Below are 19,530 nucleotides of genomic sequence, written 5' to 3' on the forward strand. Positions count from 1 at the left end.
ACGGGAGCGGCTTGACGGGGCTAGCTTATCCCAGGCTCTTCGACGCCTGTTCGAACAGGTCCTTCGACAGGCCCGGCGTCGCGACGATACGCTCCAGCTCCGCACGCATCCGGCTCGCGCGCTCGGCGTCGAAGCGCCGCCAGCGGCCGAGTGGTGGCAGCAGCTTCGCTGCGGTCTGCGGATTGAGCTTGTCGAGCGCGATCAGCTGATCGGCGAGGAAGCGATAGCCCGCACCGTCGGGCGTGTTGAATGCCCGCTGGTTGACGCCGAAAGCCCCGAGCAGCGCACGCGCGCGATTGGGGTTTGCGAGCGTGAAATCGGGATGGCGCGCCAGCGCCGCGACCTGTTCGCCCGTATCGTCGCGTGGCGACAGCGCCTGCGTCTGGAACCATTTGTCGATGACCAGCGGGTTGTCGGCATAACGGTTGTAGAAGATGTCGAGCGCCGCCTCGCGCGCATCGGAGCCGCTGGCGGCGAGCACGGTCAGCGCGCCCTGCCGGTCGGTCATGTTGTCGGCCGATTCGAACTGGCGGAAGGCGAGCGTGTCCGCATCCGCGGCGCCGCCCGCCGCAATATAGCCGAGCGCGACGTTGGCAAGGCGGCGGCGCCCCTTCGCATCGGGCGTGTAGACATAGGGCCCGTCCGGCGCCTGCGCATAGGCGAGGCGCCACCGCTCGGCGAGGCGCCGGCCGAGGTCGCGGCGCAGCGCCTCGCGGGCGCGGAAGACCGCCTCCGGGTCAACGATGGCCAGCTGGTCGCCGATGAAGCTTTCCGACGGAAGCAGGACAGCCTCGGCGACGAAGGCGGGATCGAGGTCGGGATTGTCGAGCGTGTTCGCCACCGCCCGCACCACCGCCTCGTGATCCGTGCGCGCACCTTCGACCGCGCCCGCGACCAGCGTGTCGAGCATCAGCTGCTGCATCGCCTCGTACCGGGCGAAGGGATCGTCGTCATGCGCGGAGAGGAAGGCGAGCTCGGCCGGGCTGCGGTCGCTCTCGATCACGACGGGGGCGGAGAAGCCGCGGTTGATCGACAGCACGGGCCGCTCGCCGATCCCCTCGAACACGATCGTCTCCGCCGGATCCCTGAGCAGCACGAGCTGCTCGTCGCCGAGCGGGCGGCCGGTCTCGCCGCCGAACAGGCGCAGGCGGAGCGGCAGCAGCATCGGCGCCTTGTCGGGCTGGCCGGGCGTCGCGGGAACCTGTTGCGCGAGGCGCAGCGTGGCGCGGCCGCTGCCCGGCGCATGCGACAGGCTGGCGGACACGCGCGGCGTGCCGGCCTGGCTGTACCAGAGGCGGAATTGCGACAGGTCGATGCCCCCCGCCTCCTCCATGCACAGGACGAAATCCTCGCACGTCGCGGCGGTGCCGTCGAAGCGCTGGAAATAGAGGTCGGTCGCGGCGCGGAACGTCACCGGGCCGAGGATGGTCGCCATCATCCGGATCAGCTCGGCGCCCTTGTTGTAGATGGTGGCCGTGTAGAAGTTGCTGATCTCCAGATAGCTTTCGGGCCGCACCGGATGCGCGAGCGGCCCCGAATCCTCCGGAAACTGCGCCGCGCGCAGGCCGCGCACGTCCTCGATACGCTTGACCGCCGCCGATCCCTGGTCCGCCGAAAACCCCTGGTCGCGATAGACGGTGAAGCCTTCCTTGAGGCTGAGCTGGAACCAGTCGCGGCAGGTGATCCGGTTGCCCGACCAGTTGTGGAAATATTCGTGCGCGACCACTGCCGCGATCGCGTCGTAATCATAGTCGGTCGCGGTGTCGGGATCGGCGAGGATATAGCGGCTGTTGAAGATGTTCAGCCCCTTGTTCTCCATCGCGCCGAAGTTGAAGTCGTCGACCGCGACGATGTTGAACACGTCGAGATCGTATTCGCGGCCATAGACGCGCTCGTCCCACGCCATCGACGTCTTGAGCGCGTGGAGCGCATGCTCCGTCTTCGCGATATCGGCGGCGCGAACCCAGATGCCCAGCCGCACCTCCCGCCCCGATCGCGTGGTGAAGGTGCCGGCGTTCACGGCCAGGTCGCCCGCCACCAGGGCGAACAGATAGGACGGCTTGGGGAAGGGGTCGTTCCATTCCGCCCAGTGCCGGCCGTCGCCGCAATCCCCTTCCGCGACGGGATCGCCGTTGGCGAGCAGCACGGGATAGCGCGCCTTGTCGGCGGTCATGCGCACGCTGTAGCGGCTGAGCACGTCGGGGCGATCGGGGAAATAGGTGATGCGGCGAAAGCCCTCCGCCTCGCATTGCGTGCACAAAATGCCGCCGGAGGCATATAGCCCCATCAGCTGCGTGTTGCTTTCGGGGGCGATCTCCACCTCCGTCTCGACGACATGCGCATCGCCGGCGAGCGGGACGACGAGCTCCTCGCCCTCGATCCGCCAGTCGTTGACCGCGCGGCCGTCGACGGCGACGGAGACGAGGCTCTGGCCCGCCCCGTCGAGCCGCAGCGGCCGGTCGTGCGCGCCGTTGCGCGTCACCGACAGTCGCGCCCGCACGCGGGTCGCGGCGGGATCGAGCGCGAAATCCAGGTGCGTCTCCGGCACCAGCCAGTCGGGACGACGATAGTCGCCGCGGCGGATCACGGCGGGCTGGGCGGGCGCGGTCTGGACGTCGAGCATGCGGTACGTATACGCGGCGGGCGCGGGAGTTCCATCATGTTCCCCGTCGCTTCGCACCGACGCGGCAATCGGCCGGGCTTGCGCGCCCGCCATGCTGTGCTACCCGAACGGCACACTTAAGGCCCGTGATAGGGCTTCCGGGGAGACTCTGCCGATGGTCCGTACCTTGAGCGCGCTCGCGCTGCTCGCGCTTTCCACGTCCGCGTTGGCCCAGACCGATGCTCCGCCGGCCGCCGCCGCCACGCCCGCACCGACCCCGATGCTCGACACGGCGGCGATCAACGCGCCCCTTCCCGCGGACCAGGCCGCGATGAAGGCGCATGTGCTGTTCCTGGCGTCTGACGCGATGAAGGGACGCGAGGCGGGCAGCCCCGAATTCGACATCGCCGCCCAATATGTCGCCGCGCAATTCTACGCCGCGGGCCTGCGCCCCGCGGGGGACAAGGGCGGCTATCTCCAGACCGTCCCGCTCGTCACCTACAAGGCCGCCGCCAAGGGCGACATGGTGTGGACCGCCCGGCGCGGCAGCCCGCAGCCGCTCGTCTTCGGCGAGGATTTCGTGCCGAGCGCCAATCCGGCGGCGGCAACGACCAACGTCTCCGCGCCCGTCGTCTTCGTCGGCCGCGGTATCGTCGCGCCGCAATATGCGATCGACGATTACAAGGGCGTGGACGTACGCGGCAAGATCGTCGCGATCTTCGCCGGCGCGCCCGAAACGTTCGGCGGAGAGGAGCGCGCCTACTTCAGCAGCCCCGCGACCAAGGCCTGGATCGCGGCGCAGCATGGCGCGATCGGCATCGTCACCCTCGACACGCCGCGTGCCGGCCCACGGGCGCGGCCCTTCTCCGCGCTGGCGCAATATTATGATTCGCCCCGTATGACCTGGGCCAACCCCGACGGCACCGGTACCAGCCCCGCGCCCTCCGCGCCGTATCTCGGCACGATCAGCCAGGCGGGGGCGGAAAAGCTGTTCGCCGGCGCGAAAACGCCCTGGACGACGATCGCGGCGCAGGCGGCCGGCGACAATCCGACCTACCGCCCGGTCGCGCTCGACGGCACGCTGACGGCGAGCACGCGCACCGCCTTCACCCCCGGCGCGAGCAGCAACGTCATCGGCGTGATCCCCGGCGCCGATCCGGTTCTGGGCAAGGAGGTGGTGATCCTGTCCGCGCACCTCGACCATATCGGCGTCAGCCCGGAGCGGCCCGGACAGCCGGCGGGGGCGGACCGGATCAACAACGGCGCCCTCGACAATGCGATCGGCATCGCCAGCCTGATCGAGGAAGCGAAAAAATTCACCGCAAGCGGCACGCCGCCGAAGCGCACCGTGATGTTCCTCGCGGTGACCGGCGAGGAGAAGGGGCTGGTCGGATCCGACTTCTTCGCCAACCATCCGACCGTGCCGCTGAAGGACATCGTCGCGGACGTGAACCTCGACATGCCGGTCCTGCTCTACAAGTTCGAGGACATGATCGTGTTCGGTGCCGACCGCTCGACGCTCGGGCCGATCGTGAAGGCGGCGGTCAACGCGCAGGGCGTCGACCTGTCGCCCGACCCGATGCCCGAACAGGGATTCTTCGTCCGCTCCGACCATTTCAACTTCGTCAAGAAGGGCATCCCCAGCGTCTTCCTATGGCCCGGCATGAAGGGCGAGGGACGCGCGAAGTTCGAGGATTTCCTGTCGCACCGCTATCACCGGCCGGGCGACGACCTGACGCAGCCGATCCTGTGGGACCAGGGCGTGCGCTTCGTCGCGACCAATTACGCGATCGCGCGCCAGATCGCGGACGCGCCGGCGCGGCCGATGTGGAACAAGGGCGACTATTTCGGCACCACCTACAAGGGCGCGATGGCCAAGTGACGTGCTGCTGATCTTCGGCCTCGGCTATACCGCCGCGCGCCTCGCGGCGGCGTGGCGGGCAGAGCGGGGGCCGGGGTCCGTCGTCGGTACGACGCGGGATGGGCGCGAGGGCAGCCTGCGGTTCGACGACGAGGCGGCCGTGCGGGCGGCGCTCTCGCGGGCCAGCCACGTCCTTTCCTCCGTCCCGCCGGACGGCGGGGTCGATCCGGTGCTGGCGCGCTACGGCGATGGGCTCGGCGCGCGATGGCTCGGCTATCTTTCTTCGACCGGCGTCTATGGCGATGCGCGCGGCGCCTGGGTGGACGAGGGCGCGCCGACCGGCGGCGGTCGGCGCGGCGCCCGTGCGGCGGCCGACGCGGCATGGCTGGCGCTGGGCGCGCGCGTCTTCCGGCTGCCCGGCATCTACGGCCCGGGTCGCTCGCCGCTCGACCGGGTGCGTGACGGCCGCGCGCACCGTGTCGGTTTGCCCGATCAGGTGTTCAGCCGGGTGCATGTCGACGACATCGTCGCCGGCGTTCTCGCGGCGCGAAGCGCGCCGGCGGGGGCGTACAACCTCGCCGACGACCTGCCCTGCGCGCAGGATGACGTCGTCGGCTATGCCGCCGCGCTGCTCGGCCTGCCGCCGCCGCCGCTGGTGTCCCTGGACAGCCTCTCGCCGATGGCGCGGGGCTTCTACGCCGAGAACCGGCGCGTCGCGAACGGCAAGGCCCGGCGCGTGCTCGGCTGGGTGCCGGCCTATCCCGACTACCGGTTCGGCCTGCGCGCCCTCAAGGCGATGACCAGTCCCGCCGCGGTCAGCGCGGCGCCACCCGCCGCGAGCGCGGACCATCGATAGCCCTCGAAGACCGTCGACAGCAGCATCGCGATGACGGGCACGATGACGCTGGAATAGGCGGCCTTCGCCGGGCCGATGACGCGCAGCACGGTGTAATAGAGCGGGAAGGACAGCGTCGAGCCGAACAGGCCGAGGTAGAGGATACCCGCCCAGTAGGTGGGCCGCATCTCCACCACCGGCGGCCCCGTCAGCCACCAGGCGAGCAGGCCGTCGATGGCGGCGCCGATCAGCATCGCATAGGCGAGCGCGACGAGCATCGGGTAGCGGCGCGCGGTCGGCGTCGCCTGCAGCACGTTGGCGGTCGACGCCGCCAGGATCGCGCAGGCGGTGAGTGCGAGGCCGATCAGCGTATCCGCGCGCCCCGCCGCCCCCGCCCGCGCCTCGTGCACGAAGAGTAGGGCGATGCCGGCGACCGCCACCGCCGATCCCGCGATCAGCTGCCGCCCCATTCGCTGCCCCAGCACGAGGCGCGCAAGCAGGGCGTTGGGCACCAGCAGCAGCGCGAAGGCGACCGCGACGAGGCCGGACGTGATGTGGTGCTCCGCCCGGTAGACGAAGTTGAAGTTGAGGCAGAACTGGCACAGGCCGATCGCCGCCGCGAACAGCCAGCCGCGCGCGTCGAGCGCGAAACCCTCGCCCCGGACCTTGGCGTAGAGCGTCATCGCCGTACCCGCGACGAGGAAGCGGTAGGTGACCGACCAGCTCGGCGGCACGACCGCAAGCTGGTCGCGGATCACCAGCCAGGTCGATCCCCAGATCAGCGTGACGATCGCGAACGGGATCAGGATCGCGGCGCGCGTCGATTGCGGGGGCGGTCCCGCCGTCATAGCGCGGCGATCGCCTCCGCGAGTTGCGCCACCTGGCCGGCGTCGCTGTCCCAGGCGGTGACCAGGCGGATTTCGCCCGGCGCCCAGTCGTAGAAGTCGAAACCCCGCGCGCGCAGCGCCGCCGCCTCCGTGGGCGTGACGCGCAGGAACACCTCGTTGGCCTCGACCGGATACACCAGCCGGTCGCCTGCCGCGGCGGCAAGGGCGGAGGCATGGCCGTTGGCGGCGCGGCCGTTGGCGATCCACAGATCGTCCTCGAGCATCGCCAGCACCTGCGCGGCGAGGTAGCGCCCCTTCGAGAACAGGAGGCCGGCGCGCTTGCGGCGATAGCGGGTCACCGTGGCGAGATCCGGGCGGAAGAAGACGAGCACTTCCGCGCTCATCGCGCCGTTCTTGACGAAGCCGAACGACAGCGCATCGACGCCCGCGCGCCACGTCACGTCCGCGGGCGCGCAGCCGAGCGTCGCCATCGCATTGGCGAAGCGCGCGCCGTCCATGTGCAGGCCGAGGCCGCGCGCCCGGGCCAGATCGCCGATCGCCGCCACATCGTCCGGCGTGTAGACGCGGCCATATTCGGTCGCGTTGGTGATCGAGATCGCATGCGGCTGGACGCGATGGACGTCGTTCGGGATGGCGTCGATCACCGACAGGATCGCGTCCGGCGTCAGTTTCGCGCCCGGCCCGTCCGCCAGGAACAGCTTGGCGCCGTGCGTATAGAATTCGGGCGCGCCGCCCTCGTCGTTCTGGATGTGCGCGTCGCGGTGGCAGACGATGCCACCGTGCGGCGGACACAGCGCCGCGAGCGCGAGGCAGTTCGCGGCGGTGCCGGTCGGCACCCAGAGCGCGGCCACCTCCGTTTCGAAGAGGGCGGAGAAGCGGGCATCCAGCGCCTGCGACCGCGCATCGCCGTCATAGGCGGTGTCGAGCGTATCGGCGGCGGCGAGCGCGGCCATCACCTTTGGATGGACGGGCGCGGCATTGTCGGAAAAGAAGCGCATGGCCAGCGCCTTGCGACCCGCCGAGGCCCCGGTCAACGACGGAAACGCACACGGCGGCGACCGTCCGCCCGCTTTGCCTCGCGGAGGGGCGGGCGCGGGCGCAGTAGCGCGTCCGCGGACGTGGATCGGCCCCTAGAAGCGCAGCCCGACACGCCCGACCAGCGCATCGCCGGCATGGCCACCGGACACGCGCGCGGCGTCGCGCGACACGTCGGTGCCGACATAGTCGACGCCGATCGACAGGCGTCCGCGCACGTAGCTGCCGCCGACCGACCAGTCGGTATAGCCGCCGCCGGGCCGTAGCCGCGCCGCGGCGACGGGATCGTCGGTCGATCCGCTGGTCCGCCCGAGCTGGGCGTGGACGGTGACGGGCGTGGTCGGCACGCCGCCCTCCGCGCGGGCGAAGAGATAGAGATTGTCGCCGCCGATCGCCGACTGGCTGGGCGCATAACGGCCGCCGCCGGTCAGCGTCAGCGGGCCGATCAGATAGGTCAGGTCGGCCCCGCCCTCGACGAAATCCTGCCGCCCGCGCGCGCCCGCGAACAGATGCGCGGCGCCGACGCCGACGAGATCGAAGCCGCCGCCCAGCGACAGGGTATAACCGAAATCGAGGTCGGCGACCGCATCCGCGCCGCCGAAGCGCGCGCTGTTTCGCGCCGCGGTGATGCGCGCCCCGGCGTCGAGGCTACCAACGGCGCCGCGCACCGCGACGGACGGCGCCACGGCCCCGTCGCTCCAGCTGAGCCCGCGGCGGCGATCGTCGCTGGCGATGCCGAGGTCGATGCCGACGCTGCTGGTGCTCGTCTGCGCGACGGCGGGCGCTGCGGCAGGAAGGGCGGCGAGCAGCGAAAGCAGCGCGATGGCAAGGGGATGACGCATGGGCCCGCCGCCCTGTCGCACCGCAGCCTGAGGGTCAAGCATGGACGAGGGGACGATTTTTCCGTGCAACACCCGTGGCAATCCATTTGCCGTGTTCCTGCGCACGCAGGAACCCAGAGCTACGAAGGACGGCGCGCGCGGCTCTGGGCTCCTGCGTGCGCAGGATGCAGCCGTCGCGGCAAATCCTCGCCAGCATCCCGGCCCGGTCGCGCCCGGTCAATCAACGATCACGTGCGGTACGAAGCGCGCGGTGTTGCCGGTGATCAGCCCGTCCTCGCGGATGCCCATGCCCGCCGGAGCGCCATCGACGATCCAGCTGCCGATCACGGGAAAACATCCCGGCGCGGCTTCGGGCAACTGGTAGAAGGCCTGATAGACATAGCCCGCATCGCCATAGGCGCCCTCCGCCTCGGCGACGACGCGGCCGCCGCGCCGGATCGAGACGTTGGCGCCTTCGCGCGCGAGCAGCGGCTTGGCGACCGCATCGCCCTGCGGGATGTCGAAGCTGGCGGGCAGCAGATTGGGATGGCCGGGATTGAGCTGCCACAGGATCGGCAGGATCGCCTTGTTCGACCAGATCATCTTCCACACCGGTTCGATCCACAGCGTGGTTCCCGCCGCCAGGCTTTCGGCGAGCTGGGGCGCGAACGCCTCACGCGTCAGCCATTCCCAGGGATAGAGCTTGTACAGCGCCGCGATCGCCGCGTCGTCGCCGTCGACGAAGCGGTGCGCCTCCTCGTCCCAGCCGATATCGTCCATCAGCAGCGCCGCCGTGTCGATCCCCGCCGCCTCCGCCGTGTCGCGCAGATAGGCGACCGTCACCGCATCCTCGCCGCTGTCCTCGTCGGCATGCGCGAAATGGACGCGCGGCGGCAGATAGGGCGCGATATCGCGCCACTTGGCGACCAGCGCCTCGTGCAGCCCGTTGAACTGGCCGGCGCGTGGCATCACCGCCTCCTTCCAGTCCCACTGCACCACGGCTGCCTCGAGCAGCGAGGTCGGCGTGTCGCAGTTGAATTCGAACAATTTGGGCGGCCCCGCGCCGTCATAGCCGAGGTCGAAACGCCCGATATTGAGCGCGGGCGGCTCGGCGGCCCAGGCGTCGCGGATTGGCTGGTGGAAGGCGGGCGGTATGTCGAACCGGGCGAGCAGGACGGGATCGGCGAGGATCGCGTCGCCCGCGGCGAGGAAGAGCCGATAGAGTTCCGCGGTCGCCGCCTCGATCTCGGCGATCTGCGCGGCGGTGAAACGGTAGCAGGCGCCCTCGTGCCAATAGGGGCGGCCGTCGGCGGTGTGCCAGACCAGGCCCTGCGCCTCGACCGCCGCCTGCCAGTCGGGGCGCGGCGTCGTCTCGACGCGGATCACGACCGGCCACCGCCGAAGAAGCGCGCGGCACTGCCGAAGCCGCCGCGGCTGATCGCGCCGCTGCGCGTCACCGCGGTGGCGGCCGGGGCGAAGGCATAACGCGCCGCCGGGTTGCGCGCATAGGAGCCGCCGCCGACCCGCTCGCCCAGGAAGGGCAGGCGCGCGTTGCGGGCCAGAAAATACCAGGCGAAGGCGCTGCCGCCGCCATGGGCATAGCGGGTCTGGCGGCAATTGGCGTCGGGGACGCGGTTGCCCTGCCGGTCGGTGCAGACGGCGGTGTCCTGCGCCGTCGTCCAGCCATTGTCGCGCGGCTGGCGGTCGCAGCCGCCCGCGAGCAGCGCGGCGGCGACGGCGGTGGTGATCCTGAGCTCGATCTTCATGTGCTTCCCCCCTTTGCCACCCAGCGGGTGGCCCTCCCCGCGCGGGGGAGGATGCGCCTATTCCCCTTCGCCCTGCGGCGGACCGTCTTCGCCGCGGCGCGCGTCGCGCGGCGGCGGTGGCGGACCGTCCGGCCCCCGACGCGGCGTGATCGAGATGCTGCCGTCGCGGTTCGTGTTGAGGTCGATGCCGGCACCGCGCAGCGCGCCCTGCACCTCCGGCAGCGTCCGATCGATCGTATCGCCGATCAGATCGCCGACCGGATCCTCGCCATTTTCGAGCACCGCCGGGTCCATCGCATTCTCCTCGACGATCACGGGCTTTTCGACGGGCGCGATATTGAGCGCGGACACCATGAAGTTGCGCCAGATCTGTGCCGGTATGCCACCGCCGTGGAGGCCCGGATTGGGCGAACTGTCGTCATTGCCGACCCAGACGCCGACCACGAGATCGCCCGCGAAGCCGATGAACCATGCGTCGCGGCTGTTTTGGCTGGTCCCCGTCTTGCCATAAGCGGGCACGGTCAGCGCCGCCTCGCGGCCCGTCCCGCGCAGCGACGCGCCGAGCAGCTCGAGCATCTTCGCCCGCGTCTCGTCGTCCAGCGCCTTCTGCCCGCCGGTCAGCGACTGGTACCAGCCCTTGCTGGCGACCTCCTGCAACCCGCGCGGCTGGACGGGATAATGACCGTTGGCGATCCCGGCATAGGCGGCGGTCAGCTCGAGCAGCGTCACCTCCGACGTGCCGAGGCCGATCGTCGCCTCGTTGGCGATCGGCGTCGAGATGCCGAGATCGCGCGCCGCCTTGATGACGTTGCGCACGCCGACCTGCTGGGTCAGCCGCGCCGCGACGACGTTGGAGGATCGCGCGAAGGCGCGGCGCAGCGTGATCGGCCCGAGATAGCGGTTGTCGTCGTTCTTCGGCTTCCACCCGGCGATCTCGACGCGGCTGTCGTCCATCGTCGAATCCGGCGTCATACCCGCGCGCATCGCGGCCAGATAGACGAACAGCTTGAAGGTCGATCCCGGCTGGCGCATCGCCTGCGTCGCGCGGTTGAACGGGCTCTTCGCATAATCCTTGCCGCCGACCATCGCGACGACGCGGCCGTCGGTGCGCATCGCGACGATCGCCGCCTGCGCCTGGCGCAGGCCCGCCTGGCGGATCACCCGCTCCGCCGTCGCCTGCAGCCGGCGGTCGAGCGTCGTCTTGACCGTCGCCTCGTTCTTCACCTCGCCGGCCTGGTCGCGCGCCTCGGGCAGCACCCAGTCGGCGAAATAGGTGCCGCTGGGCAATTGCGTCGGCCGGCTGGCGAGCACGCGCTGCGGCTGGACGGCGGCGGCCTCCGCCTTGGTCAGGAAGCCGGCATCGGCCATCGCCGCGACGACGACCATCTCGCGCTTGCGCGCGCCGGCGAGGTTGCTGGTCGGCGCGAGCCGCGAGGGCGCCTTGACCAGACCCGCCAGCATCGCCGCCTGGCCGACGTTGAGGTTGTCCGGCGTCCGCCCGAAATAGTGTTTCGCCGCCGCGGTCAGGCCATAGACGTTGTCGCCGAAATAGACGTTCGACAGATAGCGCGACAGAATCTGGTCCTTCGACAGCCAGGCCTCGAGCCAGAAGGCGATCATCACCTCGCGTATCTTGCGCGCGGCGGTCCGGTCCGAATCAAGGAAGGCGTTCTTGGCCAGCTGCTGCGTGATCGTGCTGCCGCCCTCGCGCACGCCGCCCGACCCGACATTGTGGACGAAGGCGCGCAGGATACCGCGCGGGTCGATGCCCCAGTGGCTGTAGAAGCGCCGGTCCTCGATCGCGAGGAAGGCCTGCGTGACGTGCTTGGGCAGCTTGGCGGCGTCGACCGGTGCGCCGATGATCGCGCCGCGCCGCGCGATCGGCGTACCGTCGTCGGCGGTCAGCGTGATCGACGGCGGCGTCGGCGGCTGCAGCGACTTGGACAAAGGCGCGGTGAAGGCGAGCCACCCCACCGCGATGACGAACAGCACGATGAGTGCGCCGAGCCCGCGCACGATCCAGCGGCCGAGCGGGAAGCGGCGCCGCTCCGGCGCGTCGTCGGCAGGCGCATCATGGAAATCGGCGAACCGGTTTGCATAAGGATCCGTCGCGGGCGGCGGCGTCGTATCGTCGTCCAGCGCGTAGCGGCGCCCGATCGGGCCCAGTCGGTGAGTGTCGATGGACTCGTGACGCATCGGCTCGTCCCAGCGGTCAGCCATGAGGTGTATTACTATCCTAAAGCGGCTGGAGGCAAGTCTTTCACGCCGGTCAAGGCCATTTACCAACTCGCATGGCCGATGGCCAGTATCGGGGCGGCGCTGGCGCGGCGGCGCGGCGCGCGCTATCGCTCGCGCCATGACCCCCGCCCCCTCTCCCCCGCTCGTCGTCGGCATCGGCGGTACCATCGGCGGCGTCTCGTCGACCGAGCGCGCGCTGCGCATCGCGCTCGACGCGGCAGCCGAACAGGGGTTCGCGACGCAGATGTTCGGCGGCGCCGACATGGCGCGGCTGCCGCTGTACGATCCGCGCGCGCATACGCGGACCGAGGACGAACAGGCGTTCGTCGCCGCGGTGCGGCGCGCGTCGGCGGTGATCATCGCCAGTCCCGGCTATCACGGCTCGATCAGCGGCGTCGTCAAGAACGCGCTCGACCTGCTCGAGGAGACGGCGAAGGACGCGCGGCCCTATCTGGCGGACATGCCCGTCGGGCTGATCGCGACCGCTTATGGATGGCAGGCGACGGGCTCGACGATCGCCGCGCTGCGGTCGATCGTCCATGCGCTGCGCGGCTGGCCGACGCCGTTCGCCGCGGCGATCAACACGCAGGTGACGAAGTTCGACGACCAGGGCGGCGCGAGCGACCCGGCGGTGCTGGAGCAATTGCGGCTGATCGGGCGGCAGGTCGCGCGGTTTGCGCCGCTCGCCACGGCCTGATCGGGCCGCCGCCGGCCCACGGCCTGATCAGGCCGCCACCGCCACGTCCTCGCGCAGTTCGCCCAGCAACCCCTGCCGCTTGGCGACGATCGTCGGCATCAGCGCCTGGCCCGCGACATTGATCGCGGTGCGCCCCATGTCGAGGATGGGATCGATCGCCAGCAGGAGCCCCGCGCCCTCCAGCGGCAGGCCGAGCGTCGACAGCGTCAGCGTCAGCATGACGAGCGCGCCCGTCAGCCCCGCGGTCGCCGCCGAGCCGAGCACCGACACCATCACGATCAGCAGATAGTCCGTCGCGTGCAGCGGTATGCCGTAATATTGTGCGACGAACAGCGCGGCGATGGCGGGATAGATGGCGGCGCAGCCGTCCATCTTCGTCGTCGCGGCGAACGGCACGGCGAAAGCGGCATAGCTGCGCGGCACGCCCAGCCGCTGCTCGACCACCTCCTCCGTCACCGGCAGCGTCGCGATCGATGAGCGGGAGACGAAGCCGAGCTGGATCGCAGGCCAGGCGGCGGCGAAGAAACGGCGCGGACTGATCCCGTTCGCCACCATCAGCAGCGGATAGACGACGAACAGGACGAGCGCGAGGCCGATATAGACCGCGATCGCGAACGTGCCGAGCGCCGACAGCGACTGCCAGCCGTAGCGCACCACCGCGCTGCCCAGCAGCGCGCCGGTGCCGATCGGCGTCAGCCGCACGACCCAGCGCAGGATGCGGCGGAAGATCGCGAGCGCGGACGCGTTGAAGGCGAGGAAGGGCTCACCCGCCGCGCCGACCCGCACCGCCGCCACGCCGATGGCGACCGCGGCGACGATCAGCTGCAGCACGTTGAACGACAATTTGGTGGTCGCCGCGCCGTCCTTCAGGCTGGTCGATGCCTCCAACCCCAGGATGTTGACGGGCACCAGCCCGCGCAGGAAGTCGAGCCACGACCCGGCGGTGTCGGGCCGTGCCGCCGCCGCCGCGCTGACCCCCGCATGGACGCCGGGTTGCAGGACCGTGCCGAGCACCAGGCCGATGCTGACCGCGATCAACGCGCTGATGGCGAACCACACGAACGTCCCCGCGACCAGCCGCGCGGCATTGTTGAGATCACGCAGCGCCGCGATCGACGCGACAATGGCCGTGAAGACCAGGGGGATCACGAGCGCCTTGAGCAACTGCACGAACAGGTCGCCGACGATGCGGAGCGCGTCGGCAAGCGCGGGCGATCCGCTGCTTCGCGCGACGAAGCCGAGCACGAGGCCGACGCCCATGCCGACGAAGACCTGGACCCCGAACGGGGGCATGCGGAAGCGAGCGGATTGTGTCATCGCGGCGATGTAGGTGCCGCACTTCGCGCCTGCGCACAAGAATTGCTCGGGGCGTCTAAAGCGGCGTTCCGGCCTGACGATCCGCCCTCAACGGCCGGGCCGGTCGCAGGTCGGACCATTGCCGCCCAATCCCCCGGAAAAGAAAATATCCCGATTCAACGGTATGACTTGACCGATCGGCGCCATTCGCTGTTCGGGCACGACCAAGCGAAACCTCGTGGCGGGCCCGCCCCATGGTTGCAAAAAATTCTTCGAGTGGGGATTTCGTGACATGACGGTTTCCGCGCGCCGGACAATCCGACGCAACGCGTTCCTGGCGCTGATCCTCGCGGGCCTGTGCTGGGGCATCGGCTTTCCGCTCGGCAAGCTCGCGCTGCGCGCGACCGACCCTGCGCATATGGTGCTGCTGCGCTTCGCGGTCGCCGCCGTCGCCGCCCTCCCCTTCGTGCTCGGGCGCGCGGCGCGCGCGCTGTTCCGGTCGCCCGCGGTGCTGCTGGCCGGGCTACTCTATGCGCTCGGCTTCCTCGTGCAGTTCGAAGGGCTGGCGCGCGTCAGCGTGACGCTCGCGGCGCTGCTCGTCGGCGCTATGCCGGCGCTGATCGCCGTGTCGGCGCGCCTGCTCGGCGAACGTACGACCGCCGCAAGCTGGGCCGGCGTCGCGGCCGCGACCGCCGGCGCGGCGCTGATCGCAGGCGATCCGGGCGGCGCCGGCACGCTCGCCGGCGTGCTGCTCTCGCTCACGTCGCTGCTGCTCTTTCTCGGCTGGTTCTACGCGTTGAAACGGGCGCCGACGATCGCGGCGCCGATGGCGATGCCGTCCGCCACGATCGTCGTGGCCGCCATCACGATCCTGCCGATTGCCGTGGCGATGCACGGCATGCCGCGCCTCGACATCGGCGCCGTCGCCTGGGCGGGGATCATCGGCCAGGGCCTGCTGTCGACGACGCTCGCCACCGCCGCGTGGCAATATGGCGCGTCGCGCGTCGGTAGCGCGAGCGCGGGCGTGTTCATCAACATCGAACCGCTGATCGGCGCGTTGCTCGGCGTGGCGATGTTCGGCGACCGGCTGACCTGGGCATTGGCGACGGGTGGCCTGCTGATCGTCGCGGGCAGCCTTGCCGTCGTCCTCGGCGAAGACCATCATCACGACGCGCCGCCGACAGTGGCGTGATCGCGCCGCGTCGAGCCCCCGACGGCGCGGACCGACCGTCGCACCCGCATATCGCGATGCGCACCTGCGGACCGCGGGTTCGATCAGGTCGCCGCGTCGATCGCCATCAGCTGCGAGGGATAGGGCGTCGTGAGCGTCAGCGCCGCCTCGATCGGCGCGTGGAGCCATTGGTCATGATCCTCGTCGTGCAGGATCACCGGCATCGCCTTGGGGTGCACCGCCCCGACAAGGTGCCCGGCCGGATCGCCGTCATAGCCGGTGGTGAGAAAGGCATAGGCCGGCCCGGTCGCAGTGGGTCGCCACACGCCCGCGAACGCAAAGATCGGTCGCGACGGCAGGGAGAACCAGTGCGGCGTCTTCCTGCCCGTCGCAGGATCGGCCTCCACGCTCCATTCCTGGAAACGGGTGACCGGCACGAGGCACCGGCGCTCCGGATTGCTCAGCGCCGACCGCCAGAAGGGGCTCGCGTAATTGCGTACGTTGACCACCGCGCTGCGCACATTGGGTGGCGGCGGGAACCCCCAGCGCATCGACTGGAGCCGGCGTCCCCCATCGGCGGCGGTGATGGTGAGGCCGGGACGTCCGGGCGACACGTAATCCTTTTCCAAGTCGGCACCGACGGTGTCGACCGCGCCATAGAGCGCGGCCAGTTCCCAGCGGTCGGTCGGCAGGCGGTAGAGGTTGCACATGCCCGCAAGGCTGTCACGGCCGCGCCGTGGCGGCAATGAAAAACCATGTAAATCATGGCGATGCGCAGGGCATGTGCTGCGGAGGCGAGCCGGGTGAAGGGCTCCAGCGCCTTTTCAGCCTATGTCCTTCGCCCAGCCGTGCATCCGCAGCCAGCGCGCGAACGCCTCGAACCAGCCGGTGCTGGTGGTCGGTTTGGGATACATGCCGAAGCCGTGGCCGCCCTGCTCGAACAGGTGGAACTCGACCGGCCGCTTCGCCGCGCGCCACGACTCGATCAGGCCGAAGCCGCCGTTGCCGAAGAATGGATCGTCCGCCGCCAGCGCGACGAACAGCGGCGGCGCATCGGCGGGCACGCTGACCGGGGCCAGCGGGCCATAGATGGCGGCGATGAAGGCCGGCCGGGCATCCTCGCCGGCGAGTTCGGTCGCCAGGGTCAGCATCGCCCCCGCCGAAAAGCCGATCATGCCCACCCGCGCCGGATCGACCCGCCATGACGTCGCCCGCGCCCGCACCAGCGCGAACGCCGCGCGGGCATCGGCGATCTGCGGTCGCAGGCCGGCGAGCTGCTCCTGCGGCGTCTGCCGTGGCGGCCGCGCCGTGCCGGAGAACATCGCCGCCATCGAGGCCGCGAATGCCGGCATGTCCGCCGGCGTCTGGTTCAGCCGGTATTTCAGCACGAAGGCCGCGACGCCGCGCGCCGCCAGCGCGCGCGCGACATCATAGCCCTCGTTGTCCATCGACAGCGTGCGGAAGCCGCCGCCGGGCGCGACGATCACCGCCGCCCCGGTCGCCCGCGCGGGGTCGGGCAGGAAGGGCGTCAGCGTCGCCTGCGTCACGTTGCGCGCGAAGCGGCTGCCATATTGCCTGTGCCAGCTTTCCCCGATCGGCGCGTTCGGCAGCGCACCCGTGCCGAGCGCGATCGCATCCTGTTGCGACGGCGTGGCGATCGGCGTCATGCGATCGTCCTGTGCCAAAGCGGGCGCCGCCAGCGCCGCCAGGATCGGTAACAGCGCGCCCGCGCGCCATCCGCCCGTCTTCATCCTCATCCTCCCTGCGTGGTGCGTACGCGGCCGTCGTCCTGCACCACGGGGCGCATCGTGCCGTCTGCGTTGTAATGGAGCGGGTAGACCGTGACCGCGCGCCGTCCGATCGCGCCGGCCTGATCACCGATCGTCAGCGCGGCATTGTGCGCGAACAGATACCAGCGGCCGTGGAAATGCGCGATGCCCGGATGGATGGTGAAACTGTACCTGCCCGGTCCGGTCAGCAAGCCGCGCGGCGTCCAGGGCCCCGTGATCGCCGGTGCCGTGGCATAGGAGATGTGCTCGTCGCGCTGCGTGCGCCGATCGAGCGAGGCGTAGGTGAGATAATAGATCCTGCCGCGCTTGTGCAGCCAGGGCCCTTCTTCGAAAAAGGGCGGCGTGATCTCCGTGATCGGCCCGTCGAGCTCGATCATGTTCGGTTTAAGACGCGCGATATAGCATTCACGGTTGCCCCAGGCGATCCAGCTGGTGCCGTCGTCGTCGGTGAACACCGTCGGGTCGATGTCTTCCCAGCTATGGGTGCCCTTGGGCGTCATCTCGTTGGTGATCAGCGCGGCCCCCTTCGCATCCCGGAAGGGTCCCGTCGGCGTGTCCGCGACGGCGACGCCGATCGCCTTGCCGGGATGCGTCGCGTCGTGCTCGACCGCAGCGTAGAAATAGTAACGGCCGTTCGCGCGGATCGCCTGTGACGCCCAGGCGTCCTGCTTGGCCCATTTGAAGTCGGTGACGCGCATGATCGGGCCGTGGTCGACCCAGTGCTTCATGTCCTTCGTGGAATAGACCAGCCATTCGCGCATCGTGAACATCTCGTCGCGCTGCGCTTCGTCGTGGCCGGTGTAGAGGTACAGGGTGTCGCCGACGACCAGCGGCGCCGGATCGGCGGTGAACTTGTCGCGCACGATCGGGTTGGGATCAGGTCGACCGTCCTCGGCCGGTACCGCACCCACCGCGGCGGAGGCGAGCAGCAACACGGTCGCGATCGTCGCGCAGCCCTTCATCCCCATCCCTTCCGGCCGTTGATTTGCTCAATCGGAAGCTGGACGCTAGCGCGCGATGCTAGCGCTAACAAGGGCAAACTGAAGCGACCTGCCGCTGCGCCCGCAGCGCTGTGGCATCAGCTATCCCTTTGATAAGGTCCGCGTCTGATGAGGAGGCGCAGTCCCTTGTCGCGGCGCGGAAATTGGGCTTGGCTCGTGGGCGTGGACACTGTTTCGATCGTCATATGCGCACCGGCCGGGTGCGTGCCGGGGAGACGGAGCGCCGGCGCCGTCCGCGACAATCGGGGCCGCGGCGCGCGATGAGCGTGCATCGTGGACGCTGCCATTGCGGTCGCATCCGCCTGGTGCTGCGCGCTTCGCTCGCCGACGCCAGCGAATGCAATTGCTCGATCTGCAGGCGCACGGCCGGGCTCTGGCATTATTGCTTACCCGGCGACGTCGTGGTCGACGGTGTCGGCGTTGCCTATCGGCAGGGGGACCGCACGCTGGACCTGTGGCATTGCGGCACGTGCGGCTGCACCACCCATTGGACGCCGGTGGACCCTGCCTATCCCAGGATGGGCATCAACCTGCGGATATTCGATCCCGCGATCTGGTGCGATCTTCCGCGGCGGATGATCGACGGCGCGCGATATTGACGTGCGATCCGGCGAGCTCTGATCGGGGGCGGTGCCCGCAAAGCCTCACCGGAACGGAACACCCTGCCACCCATGGGGTTGGGTCCTGTCGGAAGGATCACGCATGTCTTACATCCCAAGCTCCGCCATGAAGCACGCCGGCCCGACTCATCATGCCGATGCGGGTCCGTCGCAGCCGGCGAAGCGGACCAGGCCGCATGCTGCGGGACTGGGCACCGGCACCTGGATCGCGATCGGCGGTACGGTGCTGGCCTCCGCCGCCGCGATCGCCGTCCCCTTGCTGCGCCGGGGCAAGGCCAAGCCGGCCGCCCGCCATGGCAAGAAAACCGCGCACACGCGTCGCAAGACTGGCGGACGCAAGAAGGGATGACGCTTCAGGATCGGTAGCGCGAGACCAGCCGGCGCTAGGTCGGCCGATCCGGATAGGGCGGCTGGTCGTCGTCGGGCGGGTCGCGGGTGATGGCGCCACGGGGACGCACGATCCGTCCCGTGCCGGCGCAGGCGGCACACCGGAACCGCCGATAGGCCGCCGGCAGGCGGTCGTCCCAGCGCTTTCGGCGAAACAGCCACCACAAGGCCACCGCGTCGAGACGGCGCGCCCGTCCGCACGCCGGGCAGGTCAGCGTGATGGTACGACGGTGCAGCGCGCAATGTTCGAGGCACCGCAGACGCTGACCGACATGCGTGCGGTCGTCGCCGGACACGTCACGCCAAGGCCGGCAGCGTGAGCTGGTCGTGCATCGGCGTGGCCAGCGCCCGCCGCGCCTCCTGCGCGGCGCCGACGGCCTGCCGGTAATGGACGGTGCCATAGCGCTCCGCCTCGTCGAAATTGCAGGGCGCCCATTCCTCCGATGGATAGCAGGCGTCGTAGATCGCGCGCGCTGCCGCACGCAGTTGCAGATCGTGCTGCATGCCAAAGGCTCCTTCCCGTCGGCTCGTCTCGCTGGCTGCAGGCACGGTACGTCGATCC

The 19,530-nt window shown here is 70.1% G+C and carries 19 protein-coding genes; 6 read left to right on the forward strand and 13 right to left on the reverse strand.

The window, feature by feature from the left end:
* Positions 1–25: 25 nt before the first annotated feature.
* Complete coding sequence (pepN, locus tag IQ292_RS03005; RefSeq protein ID WP_203308798.1) at positions 26–2,623, reverse strand: aminopeptidase N; 2,598 nt, start codon at positions 2,621–2,623, stop codon at positions 26–28.
* 154 nt (positions 2,624–2,777) lie between these two features.
* Between pepN and IQ292_RS03010 the strand changes: the two genes are divergently transcribed.
* Positions 2,778–4,484, forward strand: a complete 1,707-nt coding sequence (locus tag IQ292_RS03010; RefSeq protein WP_203308799.1) for a M28 family metallopeptidase — start codon at positions 2,778–2,780, stop codon at positions 4,482–4,484.
* Position 4,485: 1 nt separating this feature from the next.
* The gene (locus IQ292_RS03015; protein WP_338057573.1) at positions 4,486–5,319 is read left to right on the forward strand and encodes a Rossmann-fold NAD(P)-binding domain-containing protein; all 834 of its coding nucleotides are present in this window, start codon (positions 4,486–4,488) and stop codon (positions 5,317–5,319) included.
* Here the strand turns inward: IQ292_RS03015 and IQ292_RS03020 are convergent.
* The 6 genes from IQ292_RS03020 to IQ292_RS03045 all read right to left on the reverse strand — a co-directional run bounded on the left by IQ292_RS03020 (position 5,229) and on the right by IQ292_RS03045 (position 11,988).
* Positions 5,229–6,146, reverse strand: coding sequence for a DMT family transporter (locus IQ292_RS03020; protein WP_203308800.1), 918 nt, complete (start codon positions 6,144–6,146; stop codon positions 5,229–5,231). The two genes, IQ292_RS03015 and IQ292_RS03020, sit on opposite strands and share 91 nt — an antisense overlap.
* A complete protein-coding gene (locus IQ292_RS03025) occupies positions 6,143–7,144 on the reverse strand; it encodes a threonine aldolase family protein (RefSeq protein ID WP_203308801.1) in 1,002 nt (333 codons plus the stop codon). Before IQ292_RS03025 ends, IQ292_RS03020 begins: the two co-directional genes overlap by 4 nt.
* Positions 7,145–7,276: 132 nt before the next feature.
* Positions 7,277–8,023, reverse strand: a complete 747-nt coding sequence (locus IQ292_RS03030) for a TorF family putative porin (protein ID WP_203308802.1) — start codon at positions 8,021–8,023, stop codon at positions 7,277–7,279.
* Between the two features lie 216 nt (positions 8,024–8,239).
* On the reverse strand, positions 8,240–9,388 hold the full coding sequence (locus IQ292_RS03035) for a glutathionylspermidine synthase family protein (RefSeq protein ID WP_203308803.1): 1,149 nt from the start codon (positions 9,386–9,388) through the stop codon (positions 8,240–8,242).
* On the reverse strand, positions 9,385–9,768 hold the full coding sequence (locus IQ292_RS03040) for a hypothetical protein (protein ID WP_203308804.1): 384 nt from the start codon (positions 9,766–9,768) through the stop codon (positions 9,385–9,387). The genes IQ292_RS03035 and IQ292_RS03040 overlap by 4 nt, the downstream gene beginning before the upstream one ends.
* A 57-nt stretch (positions 9,769–9,825) precedes the next feature.
* Entirely contained in the window at positions 9,826–11,988 is a 2,163-nt protein-coding gene (locus IQ292_RS03045) for a transglycosylase domain-containing protein (protein WP_203308805.1), read from the reverse strand.
* Between the two features lie 136 nt (positions 11,989–12,124).
* Between IQ292_RS03045 and IQ292_RS03050 the strand changes: the two genes are divergently transcribed.
* Complete coding sequence (locus tag IQ292_RS03050) at positions 12,125–12,703, forward strand: NADPH-dependent FMN reductase (protein WP_203308806.1); 579 nt, start codon at positions 12,125–12,127, stop codon at positions 12,701–12,703.
* Between the two features lie 27 nt (positions 12,704–12,730).
* Here the strand turns inward: IQ292_RS03050 and IQ292_RS03055 are convergent, their stop codons facing one another.
* Positions 12,731–14,020, reverse strand: a complete 1,290-nt coding sequence (locus IQ292_RS03055; protein ID WP_203308807.1) for a dicarboxylate/amino acid:cation symporter — start codon at positions 14,018–14,020, stop codon at positions 12,731–12,733.
* A gap of 271 nt (positions 14,021–14,291) precedes the next feature.
* Between IQ292_RS03055 and IQ292_RS03060 the strand changes: the two genes are divergently transcribed.
* The gene (locus IQ292_RS03060) at positions 14,292–15,191 is read left to right on the forward strand and encodes a DMT family transporter (RefSeq protein WP_203308808.1); all 900 of its coding nucleotides are present in this window, start codon (positions 14,292–14,294) and stop codon (positions 15,189–15,191) included.
* 83 nt (positions 15,192–15,274) lie between these two features.
* Here IQ292_RS03060 and IQ292_RS03065 read toward each other — a convergent pair whose 3' ends face one another.
* The 3 genes from IQ292_RS03065 to IQ292_RS03075 all read right to left on the reverse strand — a co-directional run bounded on the left by IQ292_RS03065 (position 15,275) and on the right by IQ292_RS03075 (position 17,922).
* On the reverse strand, positions 15,275–15,880 hold the full coding sequence (locus tag IQ292_RS03065) for an SOS response-associated peptidase (protein WP_203308809.1): 606 nt from the start codon (positions 15,878–15,880) through the stop codon (positions 15,275–15,277).
* 114 nt (positions 15,881–15,994) lie between these two features.
* The gene (locus IQ292_RS03070; protein WP_238940728.1) at positions 15,995–16,921 is read right to left on the reverse strand and encodes an alpha/beta hydrolase; all 927 of its coding nucleotides are present in this window, start codon (positions 16,919–16,921) and stop codon (positions 15,995–15,997) included.
* Between the two features lie 2 nt (positions 16,922–16,923).
* Positions 16,924–17,922 (reverse strand): glycoside hydrolase family 43 protein, encoded by a 999-nt coding sequence (locus IQ292_RS03075; RefSeq protein WP_203308811.1) that lies wholly within the window; start codon positions 17,920–17,922, stop codon positions 16,924–16,926.
* 299 nt (positions 17,923–18,221) lie between these two features.
* On the opposite strand from IQ292_RS03075, the gene IQ292_RS03080 reads away from it, so the two are divergent.
* Positions 18,222–18,560, forward strand: coding sequence for a GFA family protein (locus IQ292_RS03080; RefSeq protein ID WP_203308812.1), 339 nt, complete (start codon positions 18,222–18,224; stop codon positions 18,558–18,560).
* A 103-nt stretch (positions 18,561–18,663) separates the two neighbouring features.
* On the forward strand, positions 18,664–18,930 hold the full coding sequence (locus tag IQ292_RS03085) for a hypothetical protein (protein WP_203308813.1): 267 nt from the start codon (positions 18,664–18,666) through the stop codon (positions 18,928–18,930).
* Between the two features lie 34 nt (positions 18,931–18,964).
* Here IQ292_RS03085 and IQ292_RS03090 read toward each other — a convergent pair whose 3' ends face one another.
* Together IQ292_RS03090 and IQ292_RS03095 are read right to left on the reverse strand one after the other, a co-directional pair.
* The gene (locus IQ292_RS03090; RefSeq protein ID WP_203308814.1) at positions 18,965–19,264 is read right to left on the reverse strand and encodes a hypothetical protein; all 300 of its coding nucleotides are present in this window, start codon (positions 19,262–19,264) and stop codon (positions 18,965–18,967) included.
* Between the two features lies 1 nt (position 19,265).
* Positions 19,266–19,472, reverse strand: coding sequence for a hypothetical protein (locus IQ292_RS03095; protein WP_203308815.1), 207 nt, complete (start codon positions 19,470–19,472; stop codon positions 19,266–19,268).
* Positions 19,473–19,530: the final 58 nt, after the last annotated feature.

It is taken from the genome of Sphingomonas beigongshangi (assembly GCF_016820445.1).
GTDB classification, from domain to species: Bacteria; Pseudomonadota; Alphaproteobacteria; order Sphingomonadales; family Sphingomonadaceae; genus Sphingomonas; species Sphingomonas beigongshangi.